General features: G+C 62.6%; 39 protein-coding genes. 38 read left to right on the plus strand and 1 reads right to left on the minus strand.

What is annotated here, in order from left to right; genetic code table 11:
- The 31 genes from tuf to rplQ all read left to right on the plus strand — a co-directional run.
- A partial coding sequence (tuf, locus tag LJE93_11360; protein ID MCG6949501.1) for an elongation factor Tu occupies window positions 1-141 on the plus strand: 141 nt, incomplete at its 5' end.
- Between the two features lie 3 nt (window positions 142-144).
- The gene (rpsJ, locus tag LJE93_11365) at window positions 145-465 is read left to right on the plus strand and encodes a 30S ribosomal protein S10 (protein ID MCG6949502.1); all 321 of its coding nucleotides are present in this window, start codon (window positions 145-147) and stop codon (window positions 463-465) included.
- Window positions 466-469: 4 nt separating this feature from the next.
- On the plus strand, window positions 470-1,096 hold the full coding sequence (gene rplC, locus LJE93_11370) for a 50S ribosomal protein L3 (protein MCG6949503.1): 627 nt from the start codon (window positions 470-472) through the stop codon (window positions 1,094-1,096).
- 16 nt (window positions 1,097-1,112) lie between these two features.
- The gene (rplD, locus tag LJE93_11375) at window positions 1,113-1,736 is read left to right on the plus strand and encodes a 50S ribosomal protein L4 (protein ID MCG6949504.1); all 624 of its coding nucleotides are present in this window, start codon (window positions 1,113-1,115) and stop codon (window positions 1,734-1,736) included.
- A complete protein-coding gene (gene rplW / locus LJE93_11380) occupies window positions 1,733-2,026 on the plus strand; it encodes a 50S ribosomal protein L23 (GenBank protein ID MCG6949505.1) in 294 nt (97 codons plus the stop codon). The genes rplD and rplW overlap by 4 nt, the downstream gene beginning before the upstream one ends.
- A gap of 10 nt (window positions 2,027-2,036) precedes the next feature.
- A complete protein-coding gene (gene rplB, locus LJE93_11385) occupies window positions 2,037-2,861 on the plus strand; it encodes a 50S ribosomal protein L2 (protein MCG6949506.1) in 825 nt (274 codons plus the stop codon).
- A 12-nt stretch (window positions 2,862-2,873) separates the two neighbouring features.
- Window positions 2,874-3,152, plus strand: coding sequence for a 30S ribosomal protein S19 (rpsS, locus tag LJE93_11390; protein ID MCG6949507.1), 279 nt, complete (start codon window positions 2,874-2,876; stop codon window positions 3,150-3,152).
- Window positions 3,153-3,161: 9 nt separating this feature from the next.
- Entirely contained in the window at window positions 3,162-3,506 is a 345-nt protein-coding gene (rplV, locus tag LJE93_11395; GenBank protein ID MCG6949508.1) for a 50S ribosomal protein L22, read from the plus strand.
- Between the two features lie 9 nt (window positions 3,507-3,515).
- Complete coding sequence (gene rpsC / locus LJE93_11400) at window positions 3,516-4,169, plus strand: 30S ribosomal protein S3 (protein ID MCG6949509.1); 654 nt, start codon at window positions 3,516-3,518, stop codon at window positions 4,167-4,169.
- Window positions 4,170-4,181: 12 nt separating this feature from the next.
- Window positions 4,182-4,598, plus strand: coding sequence for a 50S ribosomal protein L16 (gene rplP, locus LJE93_11405; GenBank protein MCG6949510.1), 417 nt, complete (start codon window positions 4,182-4,184; stop codon window positions 4,596-4,598).
- Window positions 4,595-4,798 carry a 50S ribosomal protein L29 gene (gene rpmC, locus LJE93_11410; GenBank protein MCG6949511.1) on the plus strand — a complete coding sequence of 68 codons (204 nt, stop codon included), beginning with the start codon at window positions 4,595-4,597 and terminating at the stop codon, window positions 4,796-4,798. Before rplP ends, rpmC begins: the two co-directional genes overlap by 4 nt.
- A complete protein-coding gene (rpsQ, locus tag LJE93_11415; protein MCG6949512.1) occupies window positions 4,798-5,061 on the plus strand; it encodes a 30S ribosomal protein S17 in 264 nt (87 codons plus the stop codon). Before rpmC ends, rpsQ begins: the two co-directional genes overlap by 1 nt.
- A gap of 13 nt (window positions 5,062-5,074) precedes the next feature.
- Window positions 5,075-5,446 carry a 50S ribosomal protein L14 gene (gene rplN / locus LJE93_11420; protein MCG6949513.1) on the plus strand — a complete coding sequence of 124 codons (372 nt, stop codon included), beginning with the start codon at window positions 5,075-5,077 and terminating at the stop codon, window positions 5,444-5,446.
- An 8-nt stretch (window positions 5,447-5,454) separates the two neighbouring features.
- Window positions 5,455-5,772 carry a 50S ribosomal protein L24 gene (gene rplX / locus LJE93_11425; GenBank protein ID MCG6949514.1) on the plus strand — a complete coding sequence of 106 codons (318 nt, stop codon included), beginning with the start codon at window positions 5,455-5,457 and terminating at the stop codon, window positions 5,770-5,772.
- An 8-nt stretch (window positions 5,773-5,780) separates the two neighbouring features.
- A complete protein-coding gene (rplE, locus tag LJE93_11430) occupies window positions 5,781-6,323 on the plus strand; it encodes a 50S ribosomal protein L5 (GenBank protein ID MCG6949515.1) in 543 nt (180 codons plus the stop codon).
- Between the two features lie 8 nt (window positions 6,324-6,331).
- A complete protein-coding gene (locus LJE93_11435) occupies window positions 6,332-6,517 on the plus strand; it encodes a type Z 30S ribosomal protein S14 (protein MCG6949516.1) in 186 nt (61 codons plus the stop codon).
- Window positions 6,518-6,528: 11 nt separating this feature from the next.
- A complete protein-coding gene (rpsH, locus tag LJE93_11440) occupies window positions 6,529-6,927 on the plus strand; it encodes a 30S ribosomal protein S8 (GenBank protein MCG6949517.1) in 399 nt (132 codons plus the stop codon).
- 9 nt (window positions 6,928-6,936) lie between these two features.
- Window positions 6,937-7,482 (plus strand): 50S ribosomal protein L6, encoded by a 546-nt coding sequence (rplF, locus tag LJE93_11445; GenBank protein MCG6949518.1) that lies wholly within the window; start codon window positions 6,937-6,939, stop codon window positions 7,480-7,482.
- Complete coding sequence (gene rplR, locus LJE93_11450; protein MCG6949519.1) at window positions 7,479-7,844, plus strand: 50S ribosomal protein L18; 366 nt, start codon at window positions 7,479-7,481, stop codon at window positions 7,842-7,844. Before rplF ends, rplR begins: the two co-directional genes overlap by 4 nt.
- Before the next feature lie 11 nt (window positions 7,845-7,855).
- Window positions 7,856-8,458, plus strand: a complete 603-nt coding sequence (gene rpsE / locus LJE93_11455; protein ID MCG6949520.1) for a 30S ribosomal protein S5 — start codon at window positions 7,856-7,858, stop codon at window positions 8,456-8,458.
- Window positions 8,458-9,045, plus strand: coding sequence for a 50S ribosomal protein L30 (gene rpmD / locus LJE93_11460; protein MCG6949521.1), 588 nt, complete (start codon window positions 8,458-8,460; stop codon window positions 9,043-9,045). Before rpsE ends, rpmD begins: the two co-directional genes overlap by 1 nt.
- A gap of 3 nt (window positions 9,046-9,048) precedes the next feature.
- The gene (gene rplO, locus LJE93_11465; protein ID MCG6949522.1) at window positions 9,049-9,498 is read left to right on the plus strand and encodes a 50S ribosomal protein L15; all 450 of its coding nucleotides are present in this window, start codon (window positions 9,049-9,051) and stop codon (window positions 9,496-9,498) included.
- Window positions 9,495-10,883 (plus strand): preprotein translocase subunit SecY, encoded by a 1,389-nt coding sequence (gene secY, locus LJE93_11470; GenBank protein ID MCG6949523.1) that lies wholly within the window; start codon window positions 9,495-9,497, stop codon window positions 10,881-10,883. The genes rplO and secY overlap by 4 nt, the downstream gene beginning before the upstream one ends.
- A gap of 4 nt (window positions 10,884-10,887) precedes the next feature.
- Window positions 10,888-11,652, plus strand: a complete 765-nt coding sequence (gene map / locus LJE93_11475) for a type I methionyl aminopeptidase (protein ID MCG6949524.1) — start codon at window positions 10,888-10,890, stop codon at window positions 11,650-11,652.
- Entirely contained in the window at window positions 11,645-11,863 is a 219-nt protein-coding gene (gene infA / locus LJE93_11480; protein ID MCG6949525.1) for a translation initiation factor IF-1, read from the plus strand. The genes map and infA overlap by 8 nt, the downstream gene beginning before the upstream one ends.
- Window positions 11,864-11,874: 11 nt before the next feature.
- A complete protein-coding gene (gene rpmJ, locus LJE93_11485; GenBank protein MCG6949526.1) occupies window positions 11,875-11,988 on the plus strand; it encodes a 50S ribosomal protein L36 in 114 nt (37 codons plus the stop codon).
- Window positions 11,989-12,003: 15 nt separating this feature from the next.
- The gene (rpsM, locus tag LJE93_11490; protein ID MCG6949527.1) at window positions 12,004-12,384 is read left to right on the plus strand and encodes a 30S ribosomal protein S13; all 381 of its coding nucleotides are present in this window, start codon (window positions 12,004-12,006) and stop codon (window positions 12,382-12,384) included.
- 182 nt (window positions 12,385-12,566) lie between these two features.
- Window positions 12,567-12,962 carry a 30S ribosomal protein S11 gene (gene rpsK / locus LJE93_11495; protein ID MCG6949528.1) on the plus strand — a complete coding sequence of 132 codons (396 nt, stop codon included), beginning with the start codon at window positions 12,567-12,569 and terminating at the stop codon, window positions 12,960-12,962.
- Window positions 12,963-12,977: 15 nt separating this feature from the next.
- The gene (gene rpsD / locus LJE93_11500) at window positions 12,978-13,607 is read left to right on the plus strand and encodes a 30S ribosomal protein S4 (GenBank protein ID MCG6949529.1); all 630 of its coding nucleotides are present in this window, start codon (window positions 12,978-12,980) and stop codon (window positions 13,605-13,607) included.
- Between the two features lie 12 nt (window positions 13,608-13,619).
- The gene (locus LJE93_11505) at window positions 13,620-14,582 is read left to right on the plus strand and encodes a DNA-directed RNA polymerase subunit alpha (protein ID MCG6949530.1); all 963 of its coding nucleotides are present in this window, start codon (window positions 13,620-13,622) and stop codon (window positions 14,580-14,582) included.
- Window positions 14,583-14,598: 16 nt separating this feature from the next.
- Window positions 14,599-15,279, plus strand: a complete 681-nt coding sequence (gene rplQ / locus LJE93_11510) for a 50S ribosomal protein L17 (protein MCG6949531.1) — start codon at window positions 14,599-14,601, stop codon at window positions 15,277-15,279.
- 69 nt (window positions 15,280-15,348) lie between these two features.
- Here rplQ and LJE93_11515 read toward each other — a convergent pair whose 3' ends face one another.
- A complete protein-coding gene (locus tag LJE93_11515; GenBank protein ID MCG6949532.1) occupies window positions 15,349-16,737 on the minus strand; it encodes an MBL fold metallo-hydrolase in 1,389 nt (462 codons plus the stop codon).
- A 178-nt stretch (window positions 16,738-16,915) separates the two neighbouring features.
- On the opposite strand from LJE93_11515, the gene LJE93_11520 reads away from it, so the two are divergent.
- The 7 genes from LJE93_11520 (at window position 16,916) to LJE93_11550 (ending at window position 24,786) form a co-directional block, all read left to right on the plus strand.
- Window positions 16,916-17,407, plus strand: a complete 492-nt coding sequence (locus LJE93_11520) for a hypothetical protein (protein ID MCG6949533.1) — start codon at window positions 16,916-16,918, stop codon at window positions 17,405-17,407.
- A 20-nt stretch (window positions 17,408-17,427) separates the two neighbouring features.
- Window positions 17,428-17,718 (plus strand): hypothetical protein, encoded by a 291-nt coding sequence (locus LJE93_11525; GenBank protein MCG6949534.1) that lies wholly within the window; start codon window positions 17,428-17,430, stop codon window positions 17,716-17,718.
- 33 nt (window positions 17,719-17,751) lie between these two features.
- Window positions 17,752-20,073 (plus strand): PAS domain-containing protein, encoded by a 2,322-nt coding sequence (locus LJE93_11530; protein MCG6949535.1) that lies wholly within the window; start codon window positions 17,752-17,754, stop codon window positions 20,071-20,073.
- Between the two features lie 252 nt (window positions 20,074-20,325).
- Window positions 20,326-22,719 carry a TIGR03663 family protein gene (locus LJE93_11535; protein MCG6949536.1) on the plus strand — a complete coding sequence of 798 codons (2,394 nt, stop codon included), beginning with the start codon at window positions 20,326-20,328 and terminating at the stop codon, window positions 22,717-22,719.
- A gap of 164 nt (window positions 22,720-22,883) precedes the next feature.
- Complete coding sequence (locus LJE93_11540) at window positions 22,884-23,504, plus strand: GspH/FimT family pseudopilin (GenBank protein MCG6949537.1); 621 nt, start codon at window positions 22,884-22,886, stop codon at window positions 23,502-23,504.
- 191 nt (window positions 23,505-23,695) lie between these two features.
- Window positions 23,696-24,322, plus strand: coding sequence for a GspH/FimT family pseudopilin (locus LJE93_11545; protein ID MCG6949538.1), 627 nt, complete (start codon window positions 23,696-23,698; stop codon window positions 24,320-24,322).
- Between the two features lie 11 nt (window positions 24,323-24,333).
- On the plus strand, window positions 24,334-24,786 hold the full coding sequence (locus tag LJE93_11550) for a type II secretion system GspH family protein (GenBank protein MCG6949539.1): 453 nt from the start codon (window positions 24,334-24,336) through the stop codon (window positions 24,784-24,786).
- The last annotated feature ends 5 nt before the right edge of the window (window positions 24,787-24,791 follow it).

Genomic DNA, 24,791 nt, shown 5'->3' on the forward strand with positions numbered 1-24,791 from the left:
GAGATGGTGATTCCGGGAGACAACACGAACCTGGAGGTGGAGTTGATCACCCCGATCGCGATGGAGAAGGGCTTGCGCTTCGCCATTCGCGAGGGTGGCCGCACCGTCGGTGCCGGCTCCATCACGGACATCCTGGAGTAGACGATGGCGAGCGACAAAATCCGCATCCGTCTGAAGGCCTACGACTATCGGCTGCTGGACCAATCAGCGACTGAAATCGTGGACACGGCGCAACGCACCGGGGCGCGCATCGCGGGGCCGATCCCGCTGCCGACCCATATCCAGCGATTCACGGTGCTGCGGTCTCCGCACGTCGACAAAAAGTCGCGCGAGCAGTTCGAGATCCGCACCCACAAGAGGCTGCTCGACATTCTCGAGCCGACCCAGCAGACCATCGATGCTTTGATGAAGCTCGAGCTGCCGGCCGGCGTCGATGTCGAGATCAAGGCCTACGGAGCGAGGTGATCCGATGGTACGCGGCATACTCGGCAAGAAAGTCGGCATGACCCAGATCTTCGATGATGCCGGCCGGGTTGTCCCGGTGACGGTAGTCGAGGCCGGGCCATGCGTGATCGTTCAGCGCAAGTCCGAAGATTCCGACGGCTACGAGGCGGTGCAGCTCGGGCTCGTGGAACGGAGTCCGCGGCGCGATGCGCCAAAGGCGATCGGCGGCCATTTCTCGGCGGCCGGTATTCCGCCGACGCGCTTCGTGGCCGAGGTTCCGGTCGACAGCGAGGACGAGGCGAAGCCCGGTGACTCCGTGCTGGCGGACATCTTCTCGGCCGACGAGAAGGTGCACGTGGTCGGCAAGTCAAAGGGCCGCGGCTTCCAGGGTGTCATCAAGCGACACAACTTCGGCGGCGGCCGCGCCAGCCACGGCTCGATGTTTCACCGCGCGCCGGGATCCATCGGTCGTTCGGCCTGGCCTTCCCGCGTCTTTCCGGGACAGGGGATGCCCGGACAGATGGGCAACAAGCGGGTCACGGTGAAGAACGCCAAGGTCGTGAAGGTGGACGCGGATCGGAATCTGCTCTTCCTCAAGGGCGGCGTCCCGGGTGCACGCAACAGCTATATCCGGATCGTCAAGGTGTCGTGAGGGGATGGGTGGTGTCATGAAGATCGAAGTCAAGAACTGGGACAACAAGGTAACGGGAGAGATCGAACTCCCCGACGCCATCTTCGCCCGCGAGGTGAACCAGCACCTGGTGTGGGAGGTCGTACGTGCGTACCTGGCGAGCCGCCGGCGCGGGACCCACAAGACCAAGGAGCGTTCCGACGTCAAGGGCACCCGCTCGAAGCCGTGGCGCCAGAAGCACACCGGACGTGCCCGAGCCGGTTCCCGCCAGTCGCCCCTGTGGCGTTCGGGCGGCACCGTACACGGGCCGCGGCCGCGATCCTACGCACAGAAGGTGAACAAGAAGGCGCGCCGCGCCGCCCTGAGCGGTGTTCTGTCGCAACGTCTGGCCGAGGGCCGGTTGCTGGTGCTCGACTCGCTCGAGCTCGACGCACCGAAAACCAAGGACTTCCTCGGTCGCCTCGACAAGCTCGGCGTCAAGGGTGACAAGGTGCTGTTAGTGGATGGCCTGGAGAATCTCAACCTCCACCTCGCGAGCCGCAACCGGCCAGAGCTGAAGATGCTCGACGCCGGATCGCTCAACGCCTACGAGGTGCTCAACCACCGCTGGATCGTCGCCTCCCAGCCGTCGGTGCTTTCGCTCGCGGAGGTGCTGTCATGAAGCCTCGCCAGATCATTCTGCGGCCGATCATTACCGAGAAAACGACGCTCATGCAGGAGCGTGAGAACACCGTGTGCTTCGAGGTCGATCGCCGGGCCAACAAGATCCAGGTCCGAAATGCGGTCGAGGAGCTCTTTGACGTCAAGGTAACGGGCGTCCATATCGTCAATCGCAAGGGCAAACCGATCCTGCGCTACGGCCGCACTGTCAGCCACCGCGGGGCCAGCCGCAAGGCGTACGTAACACTGGCCGAAGGCTCGAAGACGCTCGAGTTCTTCGAAGGTATCTGAGGAGTCTGTCATGGCGATCCGGTCATACAAACCGACATCTCCGGGACGACGATTCGTCACCACCTCCGATTTTCGGGAGATCACGACGAGCCGTCCCGAGAAGAAGCTGACCGAGGGCAAGAAGCGTTCCTCGGGCCGAAATGCCGAGGGTCACATCACTTCTCGGCACCGCGGCAGGGGTCACAAACGGCGCTACCGCATCATCGATTTCCGGCGTAACAAGTTTGATGTGCCGGCGCGAGTGGCGACGATCGAGTATGACCCAAACCGCTCTGCCAACATCGCTCTGCTCCACTACGCCGACGGCGAGAAGCGTTACATCCTCGCTCCGGTCGGCCTGAAGGTGAATGACACCGTTGTTGCCGGGCAGAAGGCGGATGTGCGGGTGGCGAACGCGATGCCGATCGGCAACATCCCGCTCGGCACCCTGGTCCACAACGTCGAGCTCAAGCCCGGCAAGGGTGGGCAGATGGTGCGCTCAGCCGGAACCTCGGCCCAGATTATGGCCAAGGAGGGGAAGTACACGACCCTTCGTATGCCTTCCGGAGAGATGCGCATGGTGTTGTCGTCGTGCATGGCGACGATTGGTCAGGTCGGGAATCAGGATCACAGCAATCTCGCCCTCGGCAAGGCCGGCCGCTCTCGCTGGCTCGGGGTCAGACCGCAGACCCGGGGCACCGCAATGAACCCGGTCGACCATCCGCACGGCGGTGGCGAGGGACGCAACAAGGGCCGTCACCCGGTCTCTCCCTGGGGCTGGCCCACGAAGGGCGCCAAGACCCGCCGGCCCAAGGCGTCGGATCGGCTGATCGTAGCGCGGCGCAGGAAGAAGTAGGGGGAGGAGATCATGTCACGTTCAATCCGCAAAGGGCCGTTTGTCGACGAACATCTGGCGAAAAAGGTGGAGGCGGTGAGCGGTGCCGGCGACCGCCGGGTCATCAAGACCTGGTCCCGGCGCTCGACAGTCACCCCGCTGATGGTCGGTATGACGATTGCGGTGCACAACGGCCACAAGTTCGTGCCGGTGTTCATCACCGAGAACATGGTCGGGCACAAGCTAGGTGAGTTCGCGCCGACCCGGACTTTCCGGGGCCACTCGGGCACGCGGCGCGAGAAGGGCGTGTAGCGAGGGGGCATGATGGATTCACGAGCTCAACTGAGGTACTATCGTTCGTCGCCGCGAAAGGTGCGGCTGGTTGCGGACATGGTCCGTGGCCAGGCAGTTGAACCGGCCCTCACGTCGTTGCAACTGAGCCCCAAGTACGCGGCGAAGGACGTCGCCAAGCTGGTCAAGTCGGCGCTCGCCAACCTCGAGCAGTCGCAGCCCAGCGTCGATGTCGATCAGGTCTTCATCAGCAAGATCACCGTTGACGGCGGTCCGAGCCTTCGGCGCGGCCGTCCGGCTTCGAAATGGGTGAGGATGCACAGAATCCTGAAGCGGATGTGCCACGTCACCGTCGAGCTCTCGGTGAAGGAATAGGAGTCTAACGTGGGCCAGAAAACGCATCCGTACGGCTTTCGCCTGGGCTACAACAACACGTGGCGGTCTCGCTGGTATGCGGACGGCAAGGATTACGCGAACCTCCTCCACGAGGATCTCCAGCTCAGGCAGGAACTCCTCGCGAGGCTCGAGAACGCGGCCGTCAGTGCGGTTGACATCGAGCGGACCGCATCCAAGCTGCGTGTCAACATTCTCTCCGGTCGGCCGGGCATCATCATCGGACGGAAGGGTGCCGAGGTGGACAAACTGCGCGACGACCTCATGCGTCGCTATGGGCAGGACATCCACATCAACATCCAGGAGATTCAGCGTCCCGAGATCGATGCTCATCTGATTGCCGCCAACGTGGCGCGCCAGCTGGAGCGCCGTATCGCCTTCCGCAGAGCGATGCGCCGCGCAATCGAGAATGCGCTCCGTTTCGGAGCCCAGGGGATCAAGATCCGCTGCGCCGGTCGCCTGAACGGCGCCGAGATCGCCCGCGCCGAGTGGTACCAGCAGGGCCGTCTGCCGTTGCACACCCTGAAGGCCGATATCGACTACGGCTTCAAGACCTCCTACACCACGTATGGGGTGATCGGGGTCAAGGTCTGGGTCTACCGGGGCGAGCGCCATCGGCAGCGCGCCATCCGGCCGCGTGTGTGAAGGAGAACCGCCATGTTGATGCCGAAGAAGGTCAAGTACAGAAAGCAGCAGCGGGGCAAAAACCGCGGCATCGCCGAGCGCGGATCAAAGGTTTCCTTCGGAGACTACGCGCTGCAGGCGGTTGAGCGTGGCTGGATCACCGCCCGCCAGATCGAGGCGGCACGAATCGCGATGACCCGTCACGTCAAACGCGGCGGCAAGATCTGGATTCGAGTTTTCCCCGACAAACCGGTGACCAAAAAACCGCTCGAAACCCGTATGGGTAAGGGCAAGGGCAACCCCGAGGAGTGGGTGGCGGTCGTCAAGCCTGCCCGCATCCTTTATGAGATGGAGGGCGTCAACGAGAACATCGCCCGCGAGGCGATGCGACTCGCGGCGCACAAGCTCCCCATCAAAACTCGATTCGTGAGCAGGAAAGATCAGCTATGAAGGCCAAGGACATTCGCGAGCGGTCAGACGACGAGCTTCGGAAGACTCTGGGAGATCTCGAGGAGCAGCTCTTCAAGCTCCGGTTCCAGAAGTCGACCGGGCAGATCGAGAATCCCATCAAGATCCGCGAGGTTCGCAGGAACATCGCCCGGGTGCTGACGGTGATGAATGAGCGTCGGGTCGAGGAGAGTGCAGGATGATGGATAGAGAGAATACCTCGCGCAAGACCACCAAGGTGGGCCTGGTGACTTCCTCGGCGGCCGACAAGTCGGTCGTGGTGAAGGTCGAGAACTTGGTCATGCACCCGCTGTACCAGAAATTCGTTCGCACTTCCTCGAAGTTCATGGCGCACGACGAGGAGAACAACTGCAACGAGGGAGACCGCGTGTTGATCGAGGAGTGCCGACCGCTTTCGAAGAGAAAGAGGTGGCGCGTCCGCAAGGTCATCGAGCGCGCGAAGTAGTCGGAGGGACGCCATGATCCAGATGGGAACAATGCTCAGTGTCGCCGACAACTCCGGCGCCCGTCGCTTGCAGGCGATTCGGCAGCTCGGCGGTTCCTCGGCGCCCCGCTATGCGGGTCTCGGCGACATCGTCGTGTGCTCGGTCAAGGAGGCGACGCCGGAGTCGGAGATCAAGAAAGGCACCGTCGTCAAGGCAGTCGTGGTCCGCACGCGCTCTCGAGCGCGTCGGCGTGACGGCTCGTACATCACGTTCGACGAGAACGCAGCAGTGCTGGTCAACGCCGAGCGCGAGCCGGTCGGCACCCGCGTTTTTGGTCCGGTTGCCCGTGAACTCCGCGAGAAACGATTCATGAAGATCGTTTCATTGGCCCCAGAGGTTCTGTAGGAGCAGTGATGAAGATCAGAAAAGGTGACACCGTCGAAGTCATTTCCGGCAAGGATGCCGGCAAGCAGGGCAGAGTCCTGGTTGTCGACCGGGACCGGGAACGGTTGGTGATCGAGGGCGTGAACATGATCAAGCGCCACACCCGACCCAACCCGCAGAAGAACGTGAAGGGCGGAGTCGTGGAACGGGAGGCACCGATCCACGCTTCCAATGTGATGGTGATCTCACCGGACAGCGGACAACGATCCCGGATCGGTATCCGGGTGCTCGACGACGGACGAAAGGTCCGCGTCGCCAAGGTCGACGGCGCGATTCTCGACCGTTAGGAGGGACGATGGCGCGCTTGCAGGAAAAGTATCGTGAGGAGGTCTTCCCGAAGCTCCAGAAGGAGTTCGAGTTGACCAACCCGATGCAGGTACCGAAGATCAGCAAGATCACCTGCAACATCGGGGTTGGCGAGGCGAGCCGAAACGCCAAGCTGCTCGAGGTGGCGATGGAGCAGTTGGCCAACATCACCGGCCAATTGCCCGAGGTTCGGAAAGCCCGGAAATCGATTGCAGCCTTCAAGCTGCGTGAGGGCATGCCGGTCGGTGCGCGGGTGACTCTGCGTAGGGAGAGGATGTACGAATTTCTCGACCGCCTGATCTGCATCGGGCTGCCACGCGTTCGAGATTTTCGCGGCATCTCCCCCAACGCCTTTGACGGTCGCGGCAACTACACGCTCGGAATTCGCGACATTCTGGTCTTCCCAGAAGTGGACTACCAGAAGGTCGAAAGCACCATGGGAATGAACATCACCATCACAACCACGGCACCCACCGACGACCAGGCGCGTTCGCTCCTGGCTGAAATGGGCATGCCGTTCAAGAGTCGTTAGGAGGCACCGTGGCACGTAAGGCAATGATCGCGAAGAGCCTGAAGAAGCCGAAATTCAAGGTCCGTCAGCGCAACCGTTGTCGGGTCTGCGGCCGTCCGCGGGGCTATATGCGCAAGTTCCAGCTCTGCAGGGTGTGTTTTCGCAAGCTGGCCCTCGAAGGCTACCTGCCCGGGGTCACCAAGGCGAGCTGGTAGGAGGTTGAATCATGGGTATGACTGATCCGATTTCTGACCTCCTGACCCGTATTCGGAACGCTACGACGGTGCGCCACGATCGCACCGACGTGCCGGCTTCGAAGATGAAGCTCGAGTTGGCCAAGATCCTCAAACAGGAAGGATTCATCCGCACCTTCAAGGTGATCGAGGAGGGGCCGCAGGGGACGATTCGCATCTATCTCAAGTACGCCGATGACGGCGAGCCGGTGATCCATGGCCTGCAGCGGGTGTCTCGCCCCGGTTGCAGGATCTACCGCGGGGTGGATGAGCTGCCAAAGGTGCGAAATGGCCTCGGAGTCGCTGTGATCTCGACCAATCGGGGCATTCTCACCGACGAGCAGGCGCGTGGCATGCGCGTGGGTGGCGAAGTCCTGTGTGAGATCTGGTAGGGGGACGAAATGTCACGCATAGGAAAACTGCCGATCCCGTTGCCGAAGGGGGTCGATGTCTCGATCTCCGGCGACGTGGTCAACGTCAAGGGCCCGAAGGGCCAGCTGCAGGTGACCATTCTGCCGGGCATCACCGCGGCCGTCGAGGACGGGAACCTCAATATCAACCGTGCCGACGATGAGCCCCAGAGCCGGTCGTTCCACGGTCTGACTCGCGCCCTGCTGGCAAACGCCACAACCGGCGTTTCCGAGGGTTGGGAGAAGAAGTTGGAGATCGTCGGCATCGGCTACCGGGCCGAGGGCAAGGGCAAGAGCGTGATCTTCAACCTCGGCTATTCGCATCCGATCGACTTTGCGGTGCCGGACGGCATCGAGATCGACGTCGATGCGAAGGCGAATACGGTGACCGTCAAAGGCATAGACCGCCAGAAGGTCGGCCAGATTGCGGCCGAGATTCGCGGCCTGCGGCCACCCGAGCCGTACAAAGGCAAGGGCATCCGCTACTTCGGCGAGCGTTTCCGGACCAAGGCCGGGAAGCAGGGAGTGACAGCATGAGGGTTCAAGATCGTAAGCAGCGCCGCGAGAGGATTCGGCGGCGCTACCGGGGTGCTGTCCGCGGAACCGCGGATCGACCGCGCCTGTCTGTGTATCGGAGCCTGCGGCACGTTTACGCCCAGGTCATCGATGATGTTTCGGGCATCACGCTGGCGTCGGCGTCGACTCTCGAAAAAGAGGCCGCTGGAAGCCTCAAGACTACCGGCAATCGCGACGCCGGCACCATGCTCGGGAAGCTCATCGGCGAGCGTGCCAAGGAGCGTGGCGTGGAAACGGTCGTTTTCGACCGCGGCGGGTTCCCGTACCACGGTGTGATTCGCGCGATTGCAGACGGAGCCCGCGAAGCGGGCCTGAAGTTTTAGGGGTTGCTGAGATGATGAACCGAGAGTCCGAGTTCGCCGAAACAGTCGTTCACATCAACCGTGTCGCAAAGGTCGTCAAGGGCGGCAAGAACTTCTCGTTCTCCGCCGTGGTCGTTGCGGGCGACGGTTCGGGCAAGGTCGGATACGGCACCGGCAAGGCGCGCGAGGTGCCGCCGGCAATCCAGAAGGCGAGCGAGCAGGCTCGTAAGGAGATGGTGAAGATCCCGCTGGTCAGCGGAACCGTGCCTCACCTGGTGTGGGGGCGGTGGGGCGCGACCCGGGTTCTGCTCCGTCCGGCTTCACCCGGTACGGGTGTCATCGCGGGCGGCGGCGTGCGTGCTGTGATGGAGTCGGCGGGGGTCGCCGACGTGCTGACGAAGATCGTTGGCAGCCGCAATCCATTCAACGTGGTTCGCGCCACCTTCGATGCCATCGACCGCCTGATGACCAGCGGACAGGTCAATCGGTTGCGCGGCATTGACCTCGGCCCGGCGCCGGAAGAAGCGGAGACTCCAGCAGAGGTAGAGGCTGCGGATGTGGCTGAGGAAGGTGAGAAAACCGAGGTGGCCGAGGAGGCGATCGAGCCTGAGGTCGCCGAGGGAGATGACAGCTGATGACTGCGGAAGAAAAGAAACAGAAGGCGGCCGACGAGAAAGAGGTCGCGGCCGAGAAGGCGCCGGCGAAGAAGGCTGCAGCGAAGAAGGCTGCGCCCAAGAAGTCGGCCGCAAAGAAAACGACGGCCAAGAAGCCGGCTGAGAAGAAAACCTCTGCCAAGAAGGCGGCGCCGAAGAAGGCAGCCGAAAGGAAGGCAACGGCCAAGAAATCGGCTGCCAAGAAGCCTGCGGCCAAGAAAGCCGCGCCGAAGAAGGCGGCAGAAGAAAAGAAGGCCGACACCAAGACGACCGCCGAGAAGAATGCAACGGCGCAGAAGCCGGCCGAAAGGAAGGCCGCGCCGAAGAAGGCTCCGGCCAAGGCCGAGACTTCCAGAGCGACCGCGAAGAAAGCCGAGGGTTCGGGCAAGATGCTCAAGATTACCCAGGTGCGCAGCCAGATCGGATTCGCGCGAAAGCAGCGACTCGTGCTGTCCAGTCTCGGTCTGGGACGTATCGGCCGGTCGGTGACGCGCCGCGATCATCCGACGATCCGCGGCATGGTGTCCAAGGTCACCCACCTGGTTTCGGTAGAGGAAGTGGAGGGCTGAACCGTGGAACTTCATGATTTACATCCAGCGCCCGGGGCGAAGAAGGGACGCAAACGAATCGGTCGCGGTCCGGGCTCCGGCACCGGAAAGACCGCCGGTAAAGGCCACAAGGGGCAGAAGTCGCGGAGCGGGTACTCGCGGCGCTACGGCTTCGAGGGTGGTCAAATGCCGCTCGTGCGCCGCATCCCGAAACGTGGTTTCTACAACGTTTTCAGGGTCGAATATCAGGTCGTAAACCTGCGGGATCTGGAAAGGGTCTTTGCGGACGGCGATACGGTTTCAGTCGAGACTCTGATCGAGAAAGGCCTTACGAAGCGCGGCAAGAAGCCAGTCAAGGTGCTCGGTGACGGGGAGCTCAAGAAGAAGCTGACTGTGCAGGCGCACAAGTTCTCGGCGGCGGCCAAGGAAGGCATCGAAAAAGCGGGCGGTAGCTGCGAGGTGGTGACGTCGTGATCGAGAGTTTCCGCAATATCTTCGCGATCCCGGACCTTCGCAAGCGGGTGCTCTTTACCTTTGCTCTGCTCGCGGTGTACCGGCTCGGCGCCTTCATCCCGATTCCTGGCATCGACCCGGTAGCAATCGCCGAGTTCACCAAGGCGGCAGAAGGCACCGTGCTCGGATTCCTGAACCTGTTCTCGGGCGGTGCGCTCGGGCGCATGACGGTCTTCGCGCTCGGCATCATGCCCTATATTTCATCCTCGATCATCCTCCAGCTTCTGACCGTCGTGTGGCCGTACCTCGAGAAGCTGTCAAAGGAGGGCGAGCTCGGCCGACGCAAGATCACCCAGTACACGCGCTACGGCACCGTCGTCCTGTCGGTGATCCAGTCGCTTGGCATCTCGTTCTTCCTCGAGCGGACGACCGCCCCGGGCGGTGCGCCGCTGGTGCCGGAACATTTTCAGGGATGGGGCTTCCGCCTCCTGACGGTTCTGACCCTGACCACCGGAACGGCGTTCGTCATGTGGCTCGGCGAACAGATCTCGGAGCGTGGCATCGGCAACGGTATTTCCCTGATCATCTTTGCCGGTATCGTAGTCGGTTTGCCGGCGGCGATCTTCAACACGATCACCGACGTCAAGACCGGCGCGCTCAACATCATCACGGTTGTTCTGCTGGTGATATTCATGATCGTGGTTGTGGCCGCGATCGTCTACATGGAACGGGCTCAGCGGCGAATACCCATCCAGTACGCCAAACGCGTGGTCGGGCGCCGAGTCTATGGCGGGCAAAGCACCTACCTGCCGCTGCGCATCAACACCGGCGGCGTGATTCCGGTGATCTTCGCCGCCTCGATCATGTCCTTCCCGCAGACCCTCGGGCAGATGATCGACAACCGCTGGCTGCAGAAGATTACGGAGGCGCTGGCCTGGGGCGAGCCGATGTACAACCTTGTGTACTTCCTCGCGATCATTTTCTTCTGCTACTTCTACACGTCGATCATCTTCAACCCGGAGGATACGGCCGAGAACATGCGCAAGTACGGTGGGTTCATACCTGGAATCCGACCAGGCAAGCCGACCGCCGAGTTCATCGACAAGGTCCTCACTCGCATTACCCTGGTGGGTGCCGTCTACCTCGCGCTGGTCGCGATCCTGCCGGAGATCCTGATCGCCGGCTTCAAGGTTGCGACGATTCCGGTCATCGGACCGACACTGGACGCCATCTTGCCGAGCTGGTTCACCGAGGGTCTCGGGGTCAAGTTCTTCTTCGGCGGCACCTCGCTCCTGATCGTCGTCGGCGTTGCCATGGACACGGTCCAACAGATCGAATCGCAGCTTGTGATGCGTCATTACGACGGGTTCATGCGCAAGGGTAGAGTTCGCGGGAGGCGTGGTTAATTTCATGATCTGCCTCAAATCCGAACGCGAGCTGGAGACCATGGACAGGGCCAACCGCCTCGTCCACGAGGTTCTCCAGGCCGTCGAGGCCGCAGCCGGGCCGGGCATCTCGACCGGCGAGCTGGACAAGCTTGCCGAAGGGATGATCCTGGAGGCTGGCGGTGAACCGGCATTCAAGGGTTATCGAGGCTACCCCGCGACACTCTGCACTTCTGTCAACGATGTCATCGTCCACGGCATCCCCAACGGGAAGAACCGACTCCAAAACGGAGATCTCGTGAGCATCGACTGTGGCGTTCTGCTCGATGGTTATTACGGAGACTCCGCAGTGACCTTCGGGATCGGCGCCATTGAGCAAGAGGCGCAACGCCTGATGGACGTCACCCGGGTGTGCCTTGCGGACGCGGTGTCCGCGGTGCGACCCGATGGCCGGTTGGGTGATGTTGGAGCTGCGGTTCAGCAGCGGGCCGAGGCGGCTGGTTTCGGCGTCGTGCGCGAGTTCGTCGGGCACGGCATCGGGCGCTCGCTGCACGAAGAACCGCAGGTGCCGAACTACGGCAAGGCGGGCCACGGACAGAAGCTCAAGCCGGGACTCGTGATTGCGATCGAGCCAATGATCACGGGCGGTTCGTGGCGAGTGAAGATTGATGACGACGGCTGGACAGCAAGGACGGAAGACGGTAGACTCGCAGCCCATTTTGAGTGCTCGGTGGCGGTCACTCCTGACGGTCGTCGTGTGCTCGGATCCGAGGAGTTTTTGAATGCCTAAGGAAGAGGCGATCGAAGTGGTGGCCACTGTGGTCGAACCCTTGCCCAACGCGATGTTCCGCGTCGAGCTTGAAAACGGCCACGAGGTGCTGGCCCACATCTCGGGCAAGATGCGCAAGCACTTCATTCGCATCCTTCCGGGCGACAAAGTTCTGGTGGAGCTCTCTCCGTACGATTTGACGAGAGGGCGCATCGTGTATCGATACAAATAGGGAGGACGACAATGAAAGTTCGTCCATCGGTCAAGAAAATGTGTGCGAAATGCAAGATCATCCGCCGCAAAGGCGTGGTCAGGGTGATCTGCGAGAACCCGAAGCACAAGCAACGGCAAGGCTGATCGGGGAGGTATCTGGTGGCACGAATTGCAGGCGTTGATCTGCCGGCCGGCAAAAGAGTCGAGATCGGCCTCACATATATCTATGGTATCGGTCGCACCCGCGCCAAGAAGATCCTCGAAAAGGCCAAGGTCGAAGAGGGGATCAAGGTCAAGGACCTCTCCGAGGCCGAAGTTCTGGCGATCCAGCAGGTGATCCAGAACGAGGGTGGCGTCGAGGGTGATCTCCGCCGGGAGGTCGCCATGAACATCAAGCGCCTGATCGAGATCGGGAGCTATCGAGGCATCCGGCATCGCCGTGGGCTTCCGGTTCGTGGCCAGCGAACCCACACCAATGCACGCGGCCGCAAGGGCCCGCGTCGTCAGGCTGTCGCCGGCAAGAAAAAAGTCTCGAAATGAAACTTGAGATGTGCAATTCTCGCCGGCGATCTGTACCAATCTCCCGTGCTCTGAGCACTCGCGCCAGTGCTCGACATACCTCTGGGTATGCCTCCGCCTGTCGCGAGCACCAGAACATCGAGATCTTGGCACATATCATCCGGCAGAATCGCACATCTCAAGTTGAGAGCAGGAGCTGAATCATGGCAAAGGAAAAGAAAGGTGGGCGGAAGCCGCGTCGGGAGCGCAAGAACGTGCCCCATGCAGTCGCCCATATCCACGCCACCTTCAACAACACGATTGTGACCTTCGCCGACCCGGGCGGTGGCACGCTGTGCTGGTCGTCCGGTGGTCGGATCGGCTACAAGGGCTCGCGCAAGGGGACACCGTACGCGGCCCAGCTGGCTGCGAAGTCGGCGGCCGAACAGGCCCAGGATCAAGGTGTGCGCTCGGTTGAAGTGTTGGTGAAAGGTCCGGGCCCGGGCCGGGAATCGGCGATCCGTGCAGTGGCGGCGAGCGGGCTCGACATCAGGAGCATCCGCGACCTCACGCCGATCCCGCACAACGGTTGCCGTCCGCGCAAACGGCGCAGGGTTTAGAGGAAGAGGTAGAAGATGGCACGATACAGAGGACCGGTTTGTCGACTGTGCCGCCGAGAGGGCATGAAGCTGTTCTTGAAAGGCGAGCGCTGCTACAAGGAGAAGTGTGCGATCGAGCGGCGTAACGCGCCCCCCGGCCAGCATGGGATGGGCCGCCGCCGCAAGGTTCGGGCCTACGGTCTGCAGCTTCGGGAGAAGCAGAAGCTGCGCCGCATCTACGGGCTCCTCGAGGGCCAGTTCCGACGCACCTTTGATGAAGCGAACAGGCGCAAGGGCGTGACCGGCGAGACCCTCCTCCAGCTTCTCGAGCTGCGCCTCGACAACGTCGTCTACTCACTCGGGTTCGCCACCTCCCGCACCCAGGCGCGCCAACTGGTCCGTCACGGCCACATCTCGGTCGACGGCCGCCGCGTCAATATCCCCTCATTCCGGGTCCGTCCTGGCATGGAGATCAGCGTGCGCGAGAAAAGTCGCAAGAACACTCACATTTCGGAAGCCCTCGAGTTCGCCCAGGGTCGCGGCATTCCGCCCTGGTTGGAGCTCGATGCAGGTGTATTCACCGGCAAGGTCCTCGAAAACCCGGCGCGCGAGGACATTCGCTTCCCGATCCAGGAGCAGCTCATCGTCGAGCTCTATTCTCGTTAAGGTGGAGGCTGCATGATCTGGCAGGATTTCCAACACCCGACACACGTAGAGATCGAAGAGGAGGGATTCGGTCCCACCTTCGGTCGTTTCTTCGCACAGCCCTTCGAGCGCGGTTGGGGCACGACCCTCGGCAACAGCCTGCGGCGAGCCCTGTTGTCTTCGATTCCGTCGGCCGCGATTACGGCGGTCAAGATCGAAGGCGCGGACCACGAGTTTTCCGCTGTCCCGGGTGTTGTCGAGGACGTCACCGACATCATTCTCAATCTGAAGAAGATTCCGCTCAAGATTCATGGTCAGGGACCCGCATTCCTGACACTCGAAGCCAAGGGTGCGGGAGAGATCACGGCCGGTCAGTTTGCCGGTTCTTCCGAGGTCGAGGTGATCGACCCGGACGTTCACGTGGCCACTCTTTCGGCCGACGGCAAGCTCAAGATGACCGTGCGCGTGGCGAAGGGCCGCGGCTATGTGCCGGCCGAAGAGAATCAAAGCGACGACCTCGACGTCGGCTTCATCCCGGTCGACTCGGCGCATTCGCCGGTGAGAAAGGCCAACTTCCGGGTCGAGATGGCGCGTTTCGGGCGCATGACCAATTACGAACGTCTGATTCTCGAGGTCTGGACCAACGGCACCATCGCGCCGGAAGAGGCCCTCAGTCAGGCCGCCCAGCTGGTACAGGGCCACATGGAGATTTACACCTCGCTGGCCGAGGTCGAGGAATCGCCGGTGGCGATGGTTGAGGAGCCGGAAGCCGAGGAAGAGGACAGTATCCTCGATGCGTCCATCGAGACGCTGGAGCTCTCGATCAGGTCCATGAACTGTTTGAAGAACGCCAACATCCGGACTCTGCGCGATCTCGTGAGCCGCTCCGAGAGGGAGATGGTAGAGATCCGCAACTTCGGAGAGAAATCCCTCAAAGAGGTGCGTTCGAAGCTCGAGGTTCTCGGCCTCGGCTTTGGCATGAACCTCGATCTGTAGAAAGCGGGAGACCGAGATGCGACATCGAGTTCGCGGCCGCAAGCTGGGCCGCACGACCGCCCATCGCAAGGCGCTGTTCAGGAATCAGCTGACGGCCCTGTTCACCCATGACCGGATCGTCACGACCCTGCCCAAGGCCAAGGAGCTGCGTCCGTTGGCAGAACGCATGGTCACCCTCGCCGGGACCGGAACCCTGCCGGCGCGGCGCAAGGTCCTGACAATGGTTCCCGACAAGGAGGTGGTGAGCCGCCTCTTCGACGAGATCGCGCCCCGTTTCAGTGATCGCCCGGGCGGCTACACGCGCATCATGCGCCTCGGCCGTCGTCGCGGTGACGGTGCCGAGTTGGCGATCATCGAGTTCGTTGACTACGAGCTTGCCGATCATGAAGAGGGCGGTGCGTCGTCCAAACCCTCTCTGATGGATCGCGCCAAGGGCGTGTTCGGCGGTGGAGCCAAGAAGGACGCTGTCGAGGACGAACCGACGACCGCTGAAGAGGAGGCCGAGGAGATCGCCGAGCCGGCTGCCGACGAGGGCGAGCCGGAGGTCGAGGCGGCAGATGCTGCCGAAGCGGTCGAAGAAGAACCGGCCGAGGTGGTGCCCGAAGACGAGCCGGAAGCCAAGGCCGACGAGCCCGCTGAAAAGCCCGCATCCGAAGCGGAGCCTGCCGAGGCGGACGAAGAGAAGAAGGACGACTGAAGTCGCCTCAATCCGAAATCATCGACGCCGCAGCATTTCGCTGCGGCGTTTTTCATCTGGAACTGGCGCTCAGAGGGTGATCGTGTCTCCCAGCTCCGGGATTTCCGAGTCCCAATCGAACTCGTGTTTGAGCCGTTCGGCGAACGCCTGCTGAGCGTCGTACTCACCGTGGATCAGCACGACTCTTTCCGGATCCCGTTGGCGGCGCCCGAGCCACAGAATGAGCTCCCCGGCGTCGGCATGAGCCGACAGCCCGGTGATCTGCGAGATGTGGGCCTTTACCGGAATCCACTCGCCGTGGATCTTGATTTCCTCTTCGCCTTCTATCAGGCGGCGGCCTTTGGTCCCCTCGGCCTGATAGCCGGTAAAGAGTACGGTGTTCTTCTCGTCTGGCAGGCGCAGTTTGAGGTGGTGGAGGATGCGGCCGCCGGTGACCATGCCCGAGGCCGAGATGATGATGGCCGGCCCGGATAGGGAGTTGAGCTTTCGCGACTCTGCCGATGACGGGGTGACCTGAAGGGTGGGAGGAAAGATCGGGTTCTCGTGGTTGGCGAAGAAATGCTGCATCTCGGTGTCGTGTTCGGCCACGTACCGTGTGTAGAGAGCGGTCGCCTCGATGCCCATCGGGCTGTCGAGATAGATCGGAATCTGCGGGATATCGCCGTCGACCATGAGCTCATGCAGCAGGTACAGGATCTCCTGGGTGCGGTCGATGGCGAAAGCCGGGATGATGATCACACCTCCGCGGTCGATTCCGGCGCGCACCTCGTCGCCGAGCACCACGCGGGGCTCCTCGTCCCCGTGAAACCGGTCCCCGTAGGTCGTCTCGACGAAGAGCACATCGGAGCCCGGGTAAGGTTGCGGCTCGTGCAGGATCGGGATGCCGTAACGCCCGACATCACCCGAGAAATAGATTGTCTTCTTCTCGCCTCCCGCTACCTTCGTCTCCAGCTCGATCGCCGCCGCGCCGAGGATGTGTCCCTGCCGGTGATAACGGAAACGGATACCCGGGCGGAGCTCGTGCCAGTGGTCGAAGGCGGCTGACTCGAGCAGCTTGAGGGCGGCGCGGGCGTCGGCCATGCGGAAGAGCGGTAACGCGGGTTTGTGCTTCGAGTATCCCTTCTTATTGGCGTATCGCGCCTCCTCCTCGTTGATATGAGCCGCGTCCGGCAGAAGAACGCCGAGCAGGGCTCGGGTCGGCGGTGTGCAGAAGACCGGACCCTCGAAGCCCTGCCGGCACAGACGGGGCAGATAGCCCGAGTGGTCGATGTGGGCATGGGTCAGAACGACCGCGTCGATGGTGTGCGGTGGGACCGGCAACTTCTTCCAGTTGAGCTGGCGGTACCTGGCCGGGCCCTGGAAGAGTCCGGAGTCGATCAGAATGCGGAAGTTCTTCCATTCCAGCAGATATTTCGATCCCGTCACGCATCGACCCGCCCCGAGCACTGTGATTTTCATGAAACCTCCGTCAGCTATCCTACCGCGACCAACCAGCACCGGTCTCCGATCCCGATTCCTCCTGTCGAGCCGTCGAGCCGTCGAGCCGTAGCACGAGCCCCTTGAATTGCGGATGCAGTCGATGCTGGACGCACGACCGATTTCAACCTAGAATGTCTCCCTACCGAGGAGGTCAGCAATGGCGACAAAGAAGAAAACGGTCGATGAAGCCATCGAAGAGGTTGCGGACAAGGCGACCGGCGGTGGTTTGAACGAGGTCAAGGCATCTCTTGCCAAAGCCCAGGAATCGATGGAGAGCGCCAAGTCCACGATGCAGGTCGCGTTGGGAAAGGCGAAGGACACAGCGGTCTCCGGCGCCGAGCAGACGAAGGTATATCTGGAGGAGGCCAAGCATTACCTCGCCGAAGCGCGGGAGAAGATGGGCGTCCTGGCATCAAAATCTCGCGAGCAGGCGGAGATCCTCTACTCCAAGTCCAAGGACCAGTACGACGTTCTGTCGGTGAAAGCCAAAGACGTGTACGGCAAGGCGAGGACGAAGGTCGCCGAGGTCGACTTCAAGCAAAAGGGCGACGAGGTCGTCGAGTATGTCCGAACCAACCCGGGCAAGGCGATCCTGATAGCGCTCGCCCTCGGGTTCATCGTCGGATATGCCACCCGGCCGCGTGACTGATTGAGCGGGGGTGTGACCAGATGGTAGACATCGAAATCGATGACGAGCGTGACGATCTGATCGACGGTCTGAGTTCGGCGCGGGGAATCGACGCCGACTCGATTCTCGATTCTCTCGTGCCGCAATCCATCGACTGGCGGGAGACCGTCAGCCGTCATCCGTTCGGGTCGGTTGCATGTGTCGGTCTTGTCGGCTACCTGGTCGGTCGAACCAAAGGTGCGACCATCATGGCCGGTGTGACGGCGGCCCTTTCCGCAGGAATCATGCGTCAGCTGTCAGACGTCTTCGAGGGTGATTTCTTCGATTTCTGATCCGGGTCCCGACACTGATCCGGGGTGCTGCCCATGACCCTCGGACGGAGCTTTCTCCTCTGGCTGCTCGGGGTCCTGGTTGTGACTCTGGTGCTGGTCAGTGCGCTCGTCCTGTGGCATGAGCGGCAAATACTCGAGGACGAGCTCCATTCCCGGGCCGAGGTGTTGGGTCAGGTGCTCGCTCTGGCCGCAGCTGAAGGTGGTTCTCCGGAGTACCTGACGGCCGTCTCGATGACCGACGTGAGGGCCGGTGAGGTGCGGGACTCGAATGGCCAGATCTTGTGGCGCTTCGGCCCCTCTCCGGATGAGGCCGAGTCGCTCGACAGCAGCCTGATGCGCGTCGAGCAAAACGTGAAGGTCAGCGGCGGGCTGTGGGGCGACGAGGGTTCGGTCGACGTCGTGCTCATGGTTTCTCGGGCCCGGGTTCGGGCCCACCTGGCTGCTGCCGCTGCGCGCCTGCTCGCCGGTCTCGGAATCGCATTGACGCTGGCGTTGGCTGTCGGGTTGGTCCTGGTCGGCCAAATCGTCCGCCCGTTGAACGAGCTCGGTGAGTGGGTCCGCACATTCGATCCCGACAGACCGGTCGAGCCGATGCAGGGTGGCCCGACGACAGAGGTTCGGGAGCTCGCGCGATCCTTCACAGGCATGGCGGAGCGCCTCTCCGAGCAACGCCGTTCGCTGGTCACCAGCGAACGCCGGTTCCGGGAGCTCTTCCTGGCATCTCCGACTCCGCTCCTCAGGCTCGACGACAGGTTCGGACTGCGTGGAGCGAATCCTGCGGCCGAGCCCTACCTCGGTGGACCGGTTTCGAGGATGGCCAACACGTCGCTCGCCACATTCCTCGAGAAGCCTTCGGCGAACGAGCTGCTGTCAGCCCTCGAAGATGCTGATGAGGCGGGCGACACCGTGCTTGAAGCGGCATGGAAACTGGCGAACGGCGAGTTGGCTGAAGTCGAACTGCACATGGGGTTGGAAACAGGCGATCGGAAGGGTGGCTACCTGGTTGCCATCCACGATCTGACGGACCAGGTGCGTCGAATGGGTGAACGGTGGCGACGGACCTTTGATGCGATGATGGATGGGGTCGCCCTGGTTGACGACGGTGGCTCGATCGTGCTGGCGAACCAGGCTCTCGAACCCCACCAAGAAGCAGTTTCCGCTGACCTGGCGAGTCGGCTTCGCGGCGAGGGGCCGGCGCAGTGGCGGACGTCGAATGGCGGTCGGCTGCTCGACTGCTCGCTGACCTCTCCAGCCGGCCTGGAGCACTCGATTCTGGTGGTCAGGGACGTCACCGAAGCTGTCGATTCGGAAAGCCGCCTTCGCGATGCGGAGAAGATGCAGGCGGTGGGCACGCTCGCCAGCGGGGTGGCGCATGATTTCAACAACCTGCTGGCAGCGATTCTGCTCCACGTCCGCCTGATGCAGCGACGCCCGGAAACGGCGAAGGAGGCGGTGGCTGCGATCGGCGATCTCGCCGAGCAGGGCACCGAGGTCGTGCGCGAGCTGCTGTTCTTTGCCCGCCACCCGAGCTCTCCCCCCGGGACGATCAATCTGGTCGATCTGGTCCGCCAGCAGGAGGGTGTGCTGCGGCATCTCCTGCCCGACGATGTGGATCTGGTCATCGAGCTCGAAGATGAGGCCGTACCGGTAGTGGCCGACCCGGTCGGGCTGCGGCGGTTGCTGGTCAACCTGGTCATCAATGCGCGCGACGCGCTGGAGGAGCGTGGAGGACGGATCACGGTGCGGGTCGAGCACACGGCCGCGCGTGCGGTGCTCGAGGTGGCCGACGACGGAGCGGGCATCCCGTCCGAGGCGCGCGAACACCTCTTCGAGCCGTTCTTCACCCTGCGCCGCCAGGGTCGTGGTTCGGGTCTCGGCCTGGCGGTGGTCTACAGCATCGTGTCGGCACACGATGGCGAGGTGGACGTCCGGACATCACTCGGCGAAGGTGCGCGATTCATCGTTCGCCTGCCGCTGGGAGAGGCCGCCGGACTCGAGCCGCTGGAGGGCCGAGCCGAGAGCCCAGCGCTGAAAGTCTTGTTGATCGAGGCCGACGGCCGATCCGCAGCTGCAAAGATCGAGGTGCTCGCCGGAGCCGACCTCGAGGTCCGCCATGCGCCTTCGTTCGATCAGCTCGCGGATCTGACCGACGGGTGGACGCCGGGCGTCGCGGTGGTGGCCGAGGATGTGTTCGGGGGCGCGAGAAGCGACCTCGGACGTTTGCATATGCCGGTTCTCCTGCTCGGCGAGGCCGAGGGTGTTGTCCTGGATCGCCTGGGACCGCTGGTAGTGAGACTCCCCGCCGATGCATCGTCCGAGGTGGTTCTCGAGACCCTGACCGATCTCGCCGAGTGAGACCCCCCGGCCAGCCGACTCTCGATGCTGGATCCTGGATTCGCCCACCCAACCGATACTGGATACTCGATACTCGACCCACCCGGCTTCGCCCCTTGGGCCTCGCCGTGGCTAGCCCCTTGACAATTCAGCAACGCGATTTATCGATTCGTTGAATCCAGCATCCAGCATCCAGCATCCAGCATCCAGCATCCAGCATCCAGCATCCAGCATCCAGCATCCAGCATCCTCCTCCTCTGATAAGCTTCGGACATGGCATTGAGCTGCGCTGGTGGAGGGCCGAAGTGGAAGCAGTACGTACCATGGCTGGTGCTGGTTGCGTTCTCGATGACCCTCCATCTGTGGAACCTCGGCGAACGCTCGTACCACCACGATGAGGCGATTCATGCCCACGCGGCCCATGTCCTGCTCAAGGACGGCGTTTACCAGTACGATCCGACCTATCACGGACCGCTGCTCTACTATCTGACGGCTGCGACCTTCGTCGTCGCCGGCGACTCGGATTTCACCGCCCGGTTGCCAATCGCTCTCTCGGGCATCGCCATGATCTGGATCGCATGGTCTCTGCGCCGACCGTTCGGCCCCAGGGCCGCGTGGTGGATGGGCCTGCTGGCGTCGATTTCGCCGATCTGGCTCTACTATGGCCGCTTTCTGCGCATGGACATTCTCGAGGCGCTGGTCGCCTCGGCCGCCTTCGTCGCGCTGTGGCGCGCTCTTCGTGGGAGCTCGAGAGCGTGGATCTGGTTTGGTGTCTGGGTGGGTCTGGCGTTTGCCACCAAGGAGAATGCCTTCGTCACCACGGCTCTCGTTGGAGGTGTGCTCGGCCTGATTCTGATTCACAACGGCATCCGCCAGATGTTTCCGCTCACGCTGAAGTGGGTCGCTGATCACCGGTGGCACCTTCTCGGCGCGGTGGCGGCGGCAGTCGTGGTGACCGTGCCCCTCTTTACCGTCGGTTTCCGCCATCCCGGCGACTGGTTCTTCCCGTACAAGGCGATCTCCTACTGGTGGGGCCAGCACAGCATCGAGCGTGTCGCCGGCCCGCCGTGGTACCACCTTCCGCGGTTGGCGCTCTACGAGTTTCTGCCGATCATAGCCGGCCTCGCCTGGGCCGTTCGGCGGGGGCGGAAGATGCGGACCCTGGAGTGGACGTTGCTGCTCTTCGGCCTCGCTTCGATCGGCATGTATGCGTATCTGGGCGAAAAGGTGCCGTGGCTCGGTGTGCACCAGGTGTGGGCGTTCTTCCCACTTGCCGGCATGCAGCTGGCGCGCACCTTCGGGCCGCAGGGTGTCTGGTGGAGCCGGTCGCTGGCGGCCGTCGGACTCGCGGCGACCGTCCTTACCACGATGGTCGCGAACTTCGTGCTCGACGAGATCTCACCGAATCGCGATCGTGTCGAGGCGTTGGTCTATGTCCAGACATCTCCCGAGATCAAGCTGCCGATGAGAGAGGGGCTCGAGCACGCCGCCGCAGGTGCTGATCCCGCGGCTGCGGTTTCGGGTGAGGCCGGCTGGCCGCTCTCCTGGTACTGGCGCAACATCCCGGTCTGGTGGGATGAGCCCAAGACGGGTCAGCGTCCGCCGATCGTCTTCTGCGGTCCGGACGAGCTGCCAACGGTCCTCAAAAGGCTCGGTTCGGGATATGTCAGCGAGCGGATCCCGCTGCGCTCGTGGTGGCTCCCGGAGGACTTCAAGCCTGAAGCGGGTGATATCCTGCGCTATGTCTTCACCCGCCGCCCATGGGGGACCATCGGGTCGACCGACACCGTCGTCCTGCGCCGTACCGAGGAGACCATCGAGGCGACCCGATCGGTGGCAGTGCCTTCGGTTCTCGAAGCCGCCCTGGGCGTCCGGAGCGCGCGAGTCCTGGGCGAGGGATGGATGTTCGAACCGCGCGGCCTCAGCGTGTCCAAGGAGGGTGAGCTGGCGGTCGCGGACTCGGTTCTCAACCAGATCGTCTTCTTCGACCAGGAGCACGCCGTGATCGAGGCCGAGGTGCCGGAATCTCTCAAACAGCCCGAGGCGGTGGCTTGGACGCCCGACGGCGTGCTGGTAATTGCCGACACCTGGAACCACCGTGTGCTCGCGTTCGATCGATCGTCGAACAAGGTCCGGCCGATGCCCGAAGCACCTGGAGGGTGGTACGGCCCCCGCGCGGTGGCTGTCGCCGAAGACGGCACGGTGGCGGTGACCGATACGGGTAACAAGCGCATCGTGCTCATTTCGGGTGGCGGCGGCGGCCCGACGATCGAGACCATCGGCGGCGAGGGCAGCGAGCCCGGCCAGCTGGTCGAGCCGGTCGGCGTGACCTGGCTCGATCGCCGGCGCCTGCTGGTCTGCGACACCGGGAATCGGCGCCTGCAGGTGCTCGATCGGCAGGGAAAACCGATCGAGGTGGTACCTCTCCCCGACGCCTGGGTCGATTTCTACTCGCGCCCCCAGATTCTCGCGTTGACCGAGGAGCGGTGGCTGGTCACCGATGTCCCGGCGAAGAGCCTGTGGCTGGTGGACAAGGGTGTTCCGACCAGGATCGACCTCGGAGGCGACGACATCGTACCGACCGGTCTGGCCCGCGGTGGTGACATCCTCTACGTCTCCGACCTCGGCTCGAAGGTCTGGGCGTTCGAGCTGCCATCTGACGAGTGACCGCGGGTCACTCGTCAGATGGCAGAATTTTGAATTTTGAATTTTGAATTCCCGCCCGATCCCCCAGAGAACGGGAGGGTGGGTGGTAATTCAAAATTCAAAATCGAGAATTCGGAATTTTACGCCCTTGACTCCAGCAGGATTGGGGCCGCATGCTTGAAACGATGAATATCGGGAGACCATCGCTGTCCTGCCGTCGGCGCCGTCGCGAGTGCGGCTTCACAATCTGGGAGATGATGGTCGTCATCTTCATCATCGGCCTCGTCATAGCGATCGGCTACCCGACGATGCGCAGGTCGCTGGTTCGTGCCCGCCTCTTGAGTCAGGCCGACATCCTCAAACGGGCGGTCGCCGTGGCGCGGGCCAACGCGCTCAAGAGCGGCCAGGGCGTCACCGTCCGCTTCCTCGATTCCAACGCCGTCCAGGAAGGTGGCGTGGTGGTTGCCTGGGTCGACGAGAATGGCAACGGAGGCCTCGATGCCCCTTCCGACAAGGTGATTGGCAGATGGCCGATGCGAGAGAAGACCCTTCTCAAACCGGACCCCGCCAACATCCTCTTCAAGCTCGAGGGTGGCGCTCGCGGGGTGATGTTCCTCGGCAACGGGACGGTGATGGCGAACAACAGCGGCAGGGTCGGCGTGGGCCAGGGCGCGATCATCGTCTCGGACCACTACCAGAACGACATCAGGCTCCTGATCCTGGCCGGCACGGGGACCGTGATCCAGGAGATGTGGGATGACAAAGCCGGTGGGTGGTCGAAAGAGCTGCGTCACTGGAAGTTCTGAGCTGTTCAGGTCCTGAACAGCCAGGGAAACGAGAGCCGCCGACCAGCGACGCACCGAGCGATATGAGGGCCTCGAACCAGGAATAGAGCCCACTCTCTGGAAAATGCCGTAATTTCCTGATTGTCAAAGGTTTTTTAAGGTCTGCACTGCACTCTTGACGGTCTCGTGGCAAGAGACGCATGCTAAGAATGATGAAATACCAATCATCCGTCCCGTCGGTTGGTCGAGCCTGGCGTCGCGAGCGCGGGTTCACCCTCCATGAAATCCTCATCGTCGTCACGATCATCGCGATGATGGTGGCGGTCGGGTACCCCCTCCTGTGGCGCTCTCAGGTGCGCGCCAGGCTGCTCAGCGAAGTCAGGATGTTGGAGCAGGCGACCATGGTGGCGCGGGTCAATGCCGTCAAGCACGGCCGCAGGGTCGCCATGCAGATCCTCGAAGACAACGCTCAGCAGCAGGGCGGCGACGTCTTCGCGTGGGTCGATGACAACGAGGACGGGCTGATGACGGCGGGTGAGGACGAGGTCGGACGCTGGACGGTCCAGCAACGATTCTTCATCGGCCCGGACGGCAGCAATCCCTTCTTCAAGCTGGCGTCGTCGGCTGACCCTCGCGGAATCGTCTTCCTGCCGAACGGAACGACGATCGCCAACGCGGCCGGCGCCATCGGTGTCGGGCAGGGAGCAGTCGAGGTCATGGACGAACACCTCAACACCATTCGAATCATGGTGCGCGGTGGTTCGGGAACGGTCACGACCGAGATGTGGAACCCATACGACGATTCATGGTCCGACGAGATCAGGTTCTGGAGGTATTGATGGAGAGGGGCGTGAAACGCGGTTCCCGCGACGAGGGTTTCACCCTGGTCGAAATCCTGCTCATGATCGTGATCCTCAGCTTCGTCGCTCTGGGGATTGCCGGGCTCTTCTCCCACTCGATGATCGTCAACGCCTCCGGCCACGATTACGCGGTGCTCGCGTCGGAGGCGCGGTTCGCGCTCGAGGCCCTGCAGGCGAGATCGTTCGACGACGCAGCGCTCATCCGCACCGCGGGAACGCCGCGCAACTGGCCTCCGGTCAACCCGAATTTCAACATCAGCTACACCGTCGAGGACTACGTGGTCCAGAACTGGACTGACGCAAGCACCGGGTCCGGAGGCTGGAATCTGGCGGCAGGTGCGGTGCCGAACCTCAAGCAGATCTCGATGACCGTCACCTCGACCAACCAAGTGCTGCGTGGCCGACGGGTGCTGACAGTCACCAGCCTCAAGATTCCGGGATGATGACC

The organism is Acidobacteriota bacterium (assembly GCA_022340665.1).
GTDB lineage: Bacteria > Acidobacteriota > Thermoanaerobaculia > Thermoanaerobaculales > Sulfomarinibacteraceae > Sulfomarinibacter.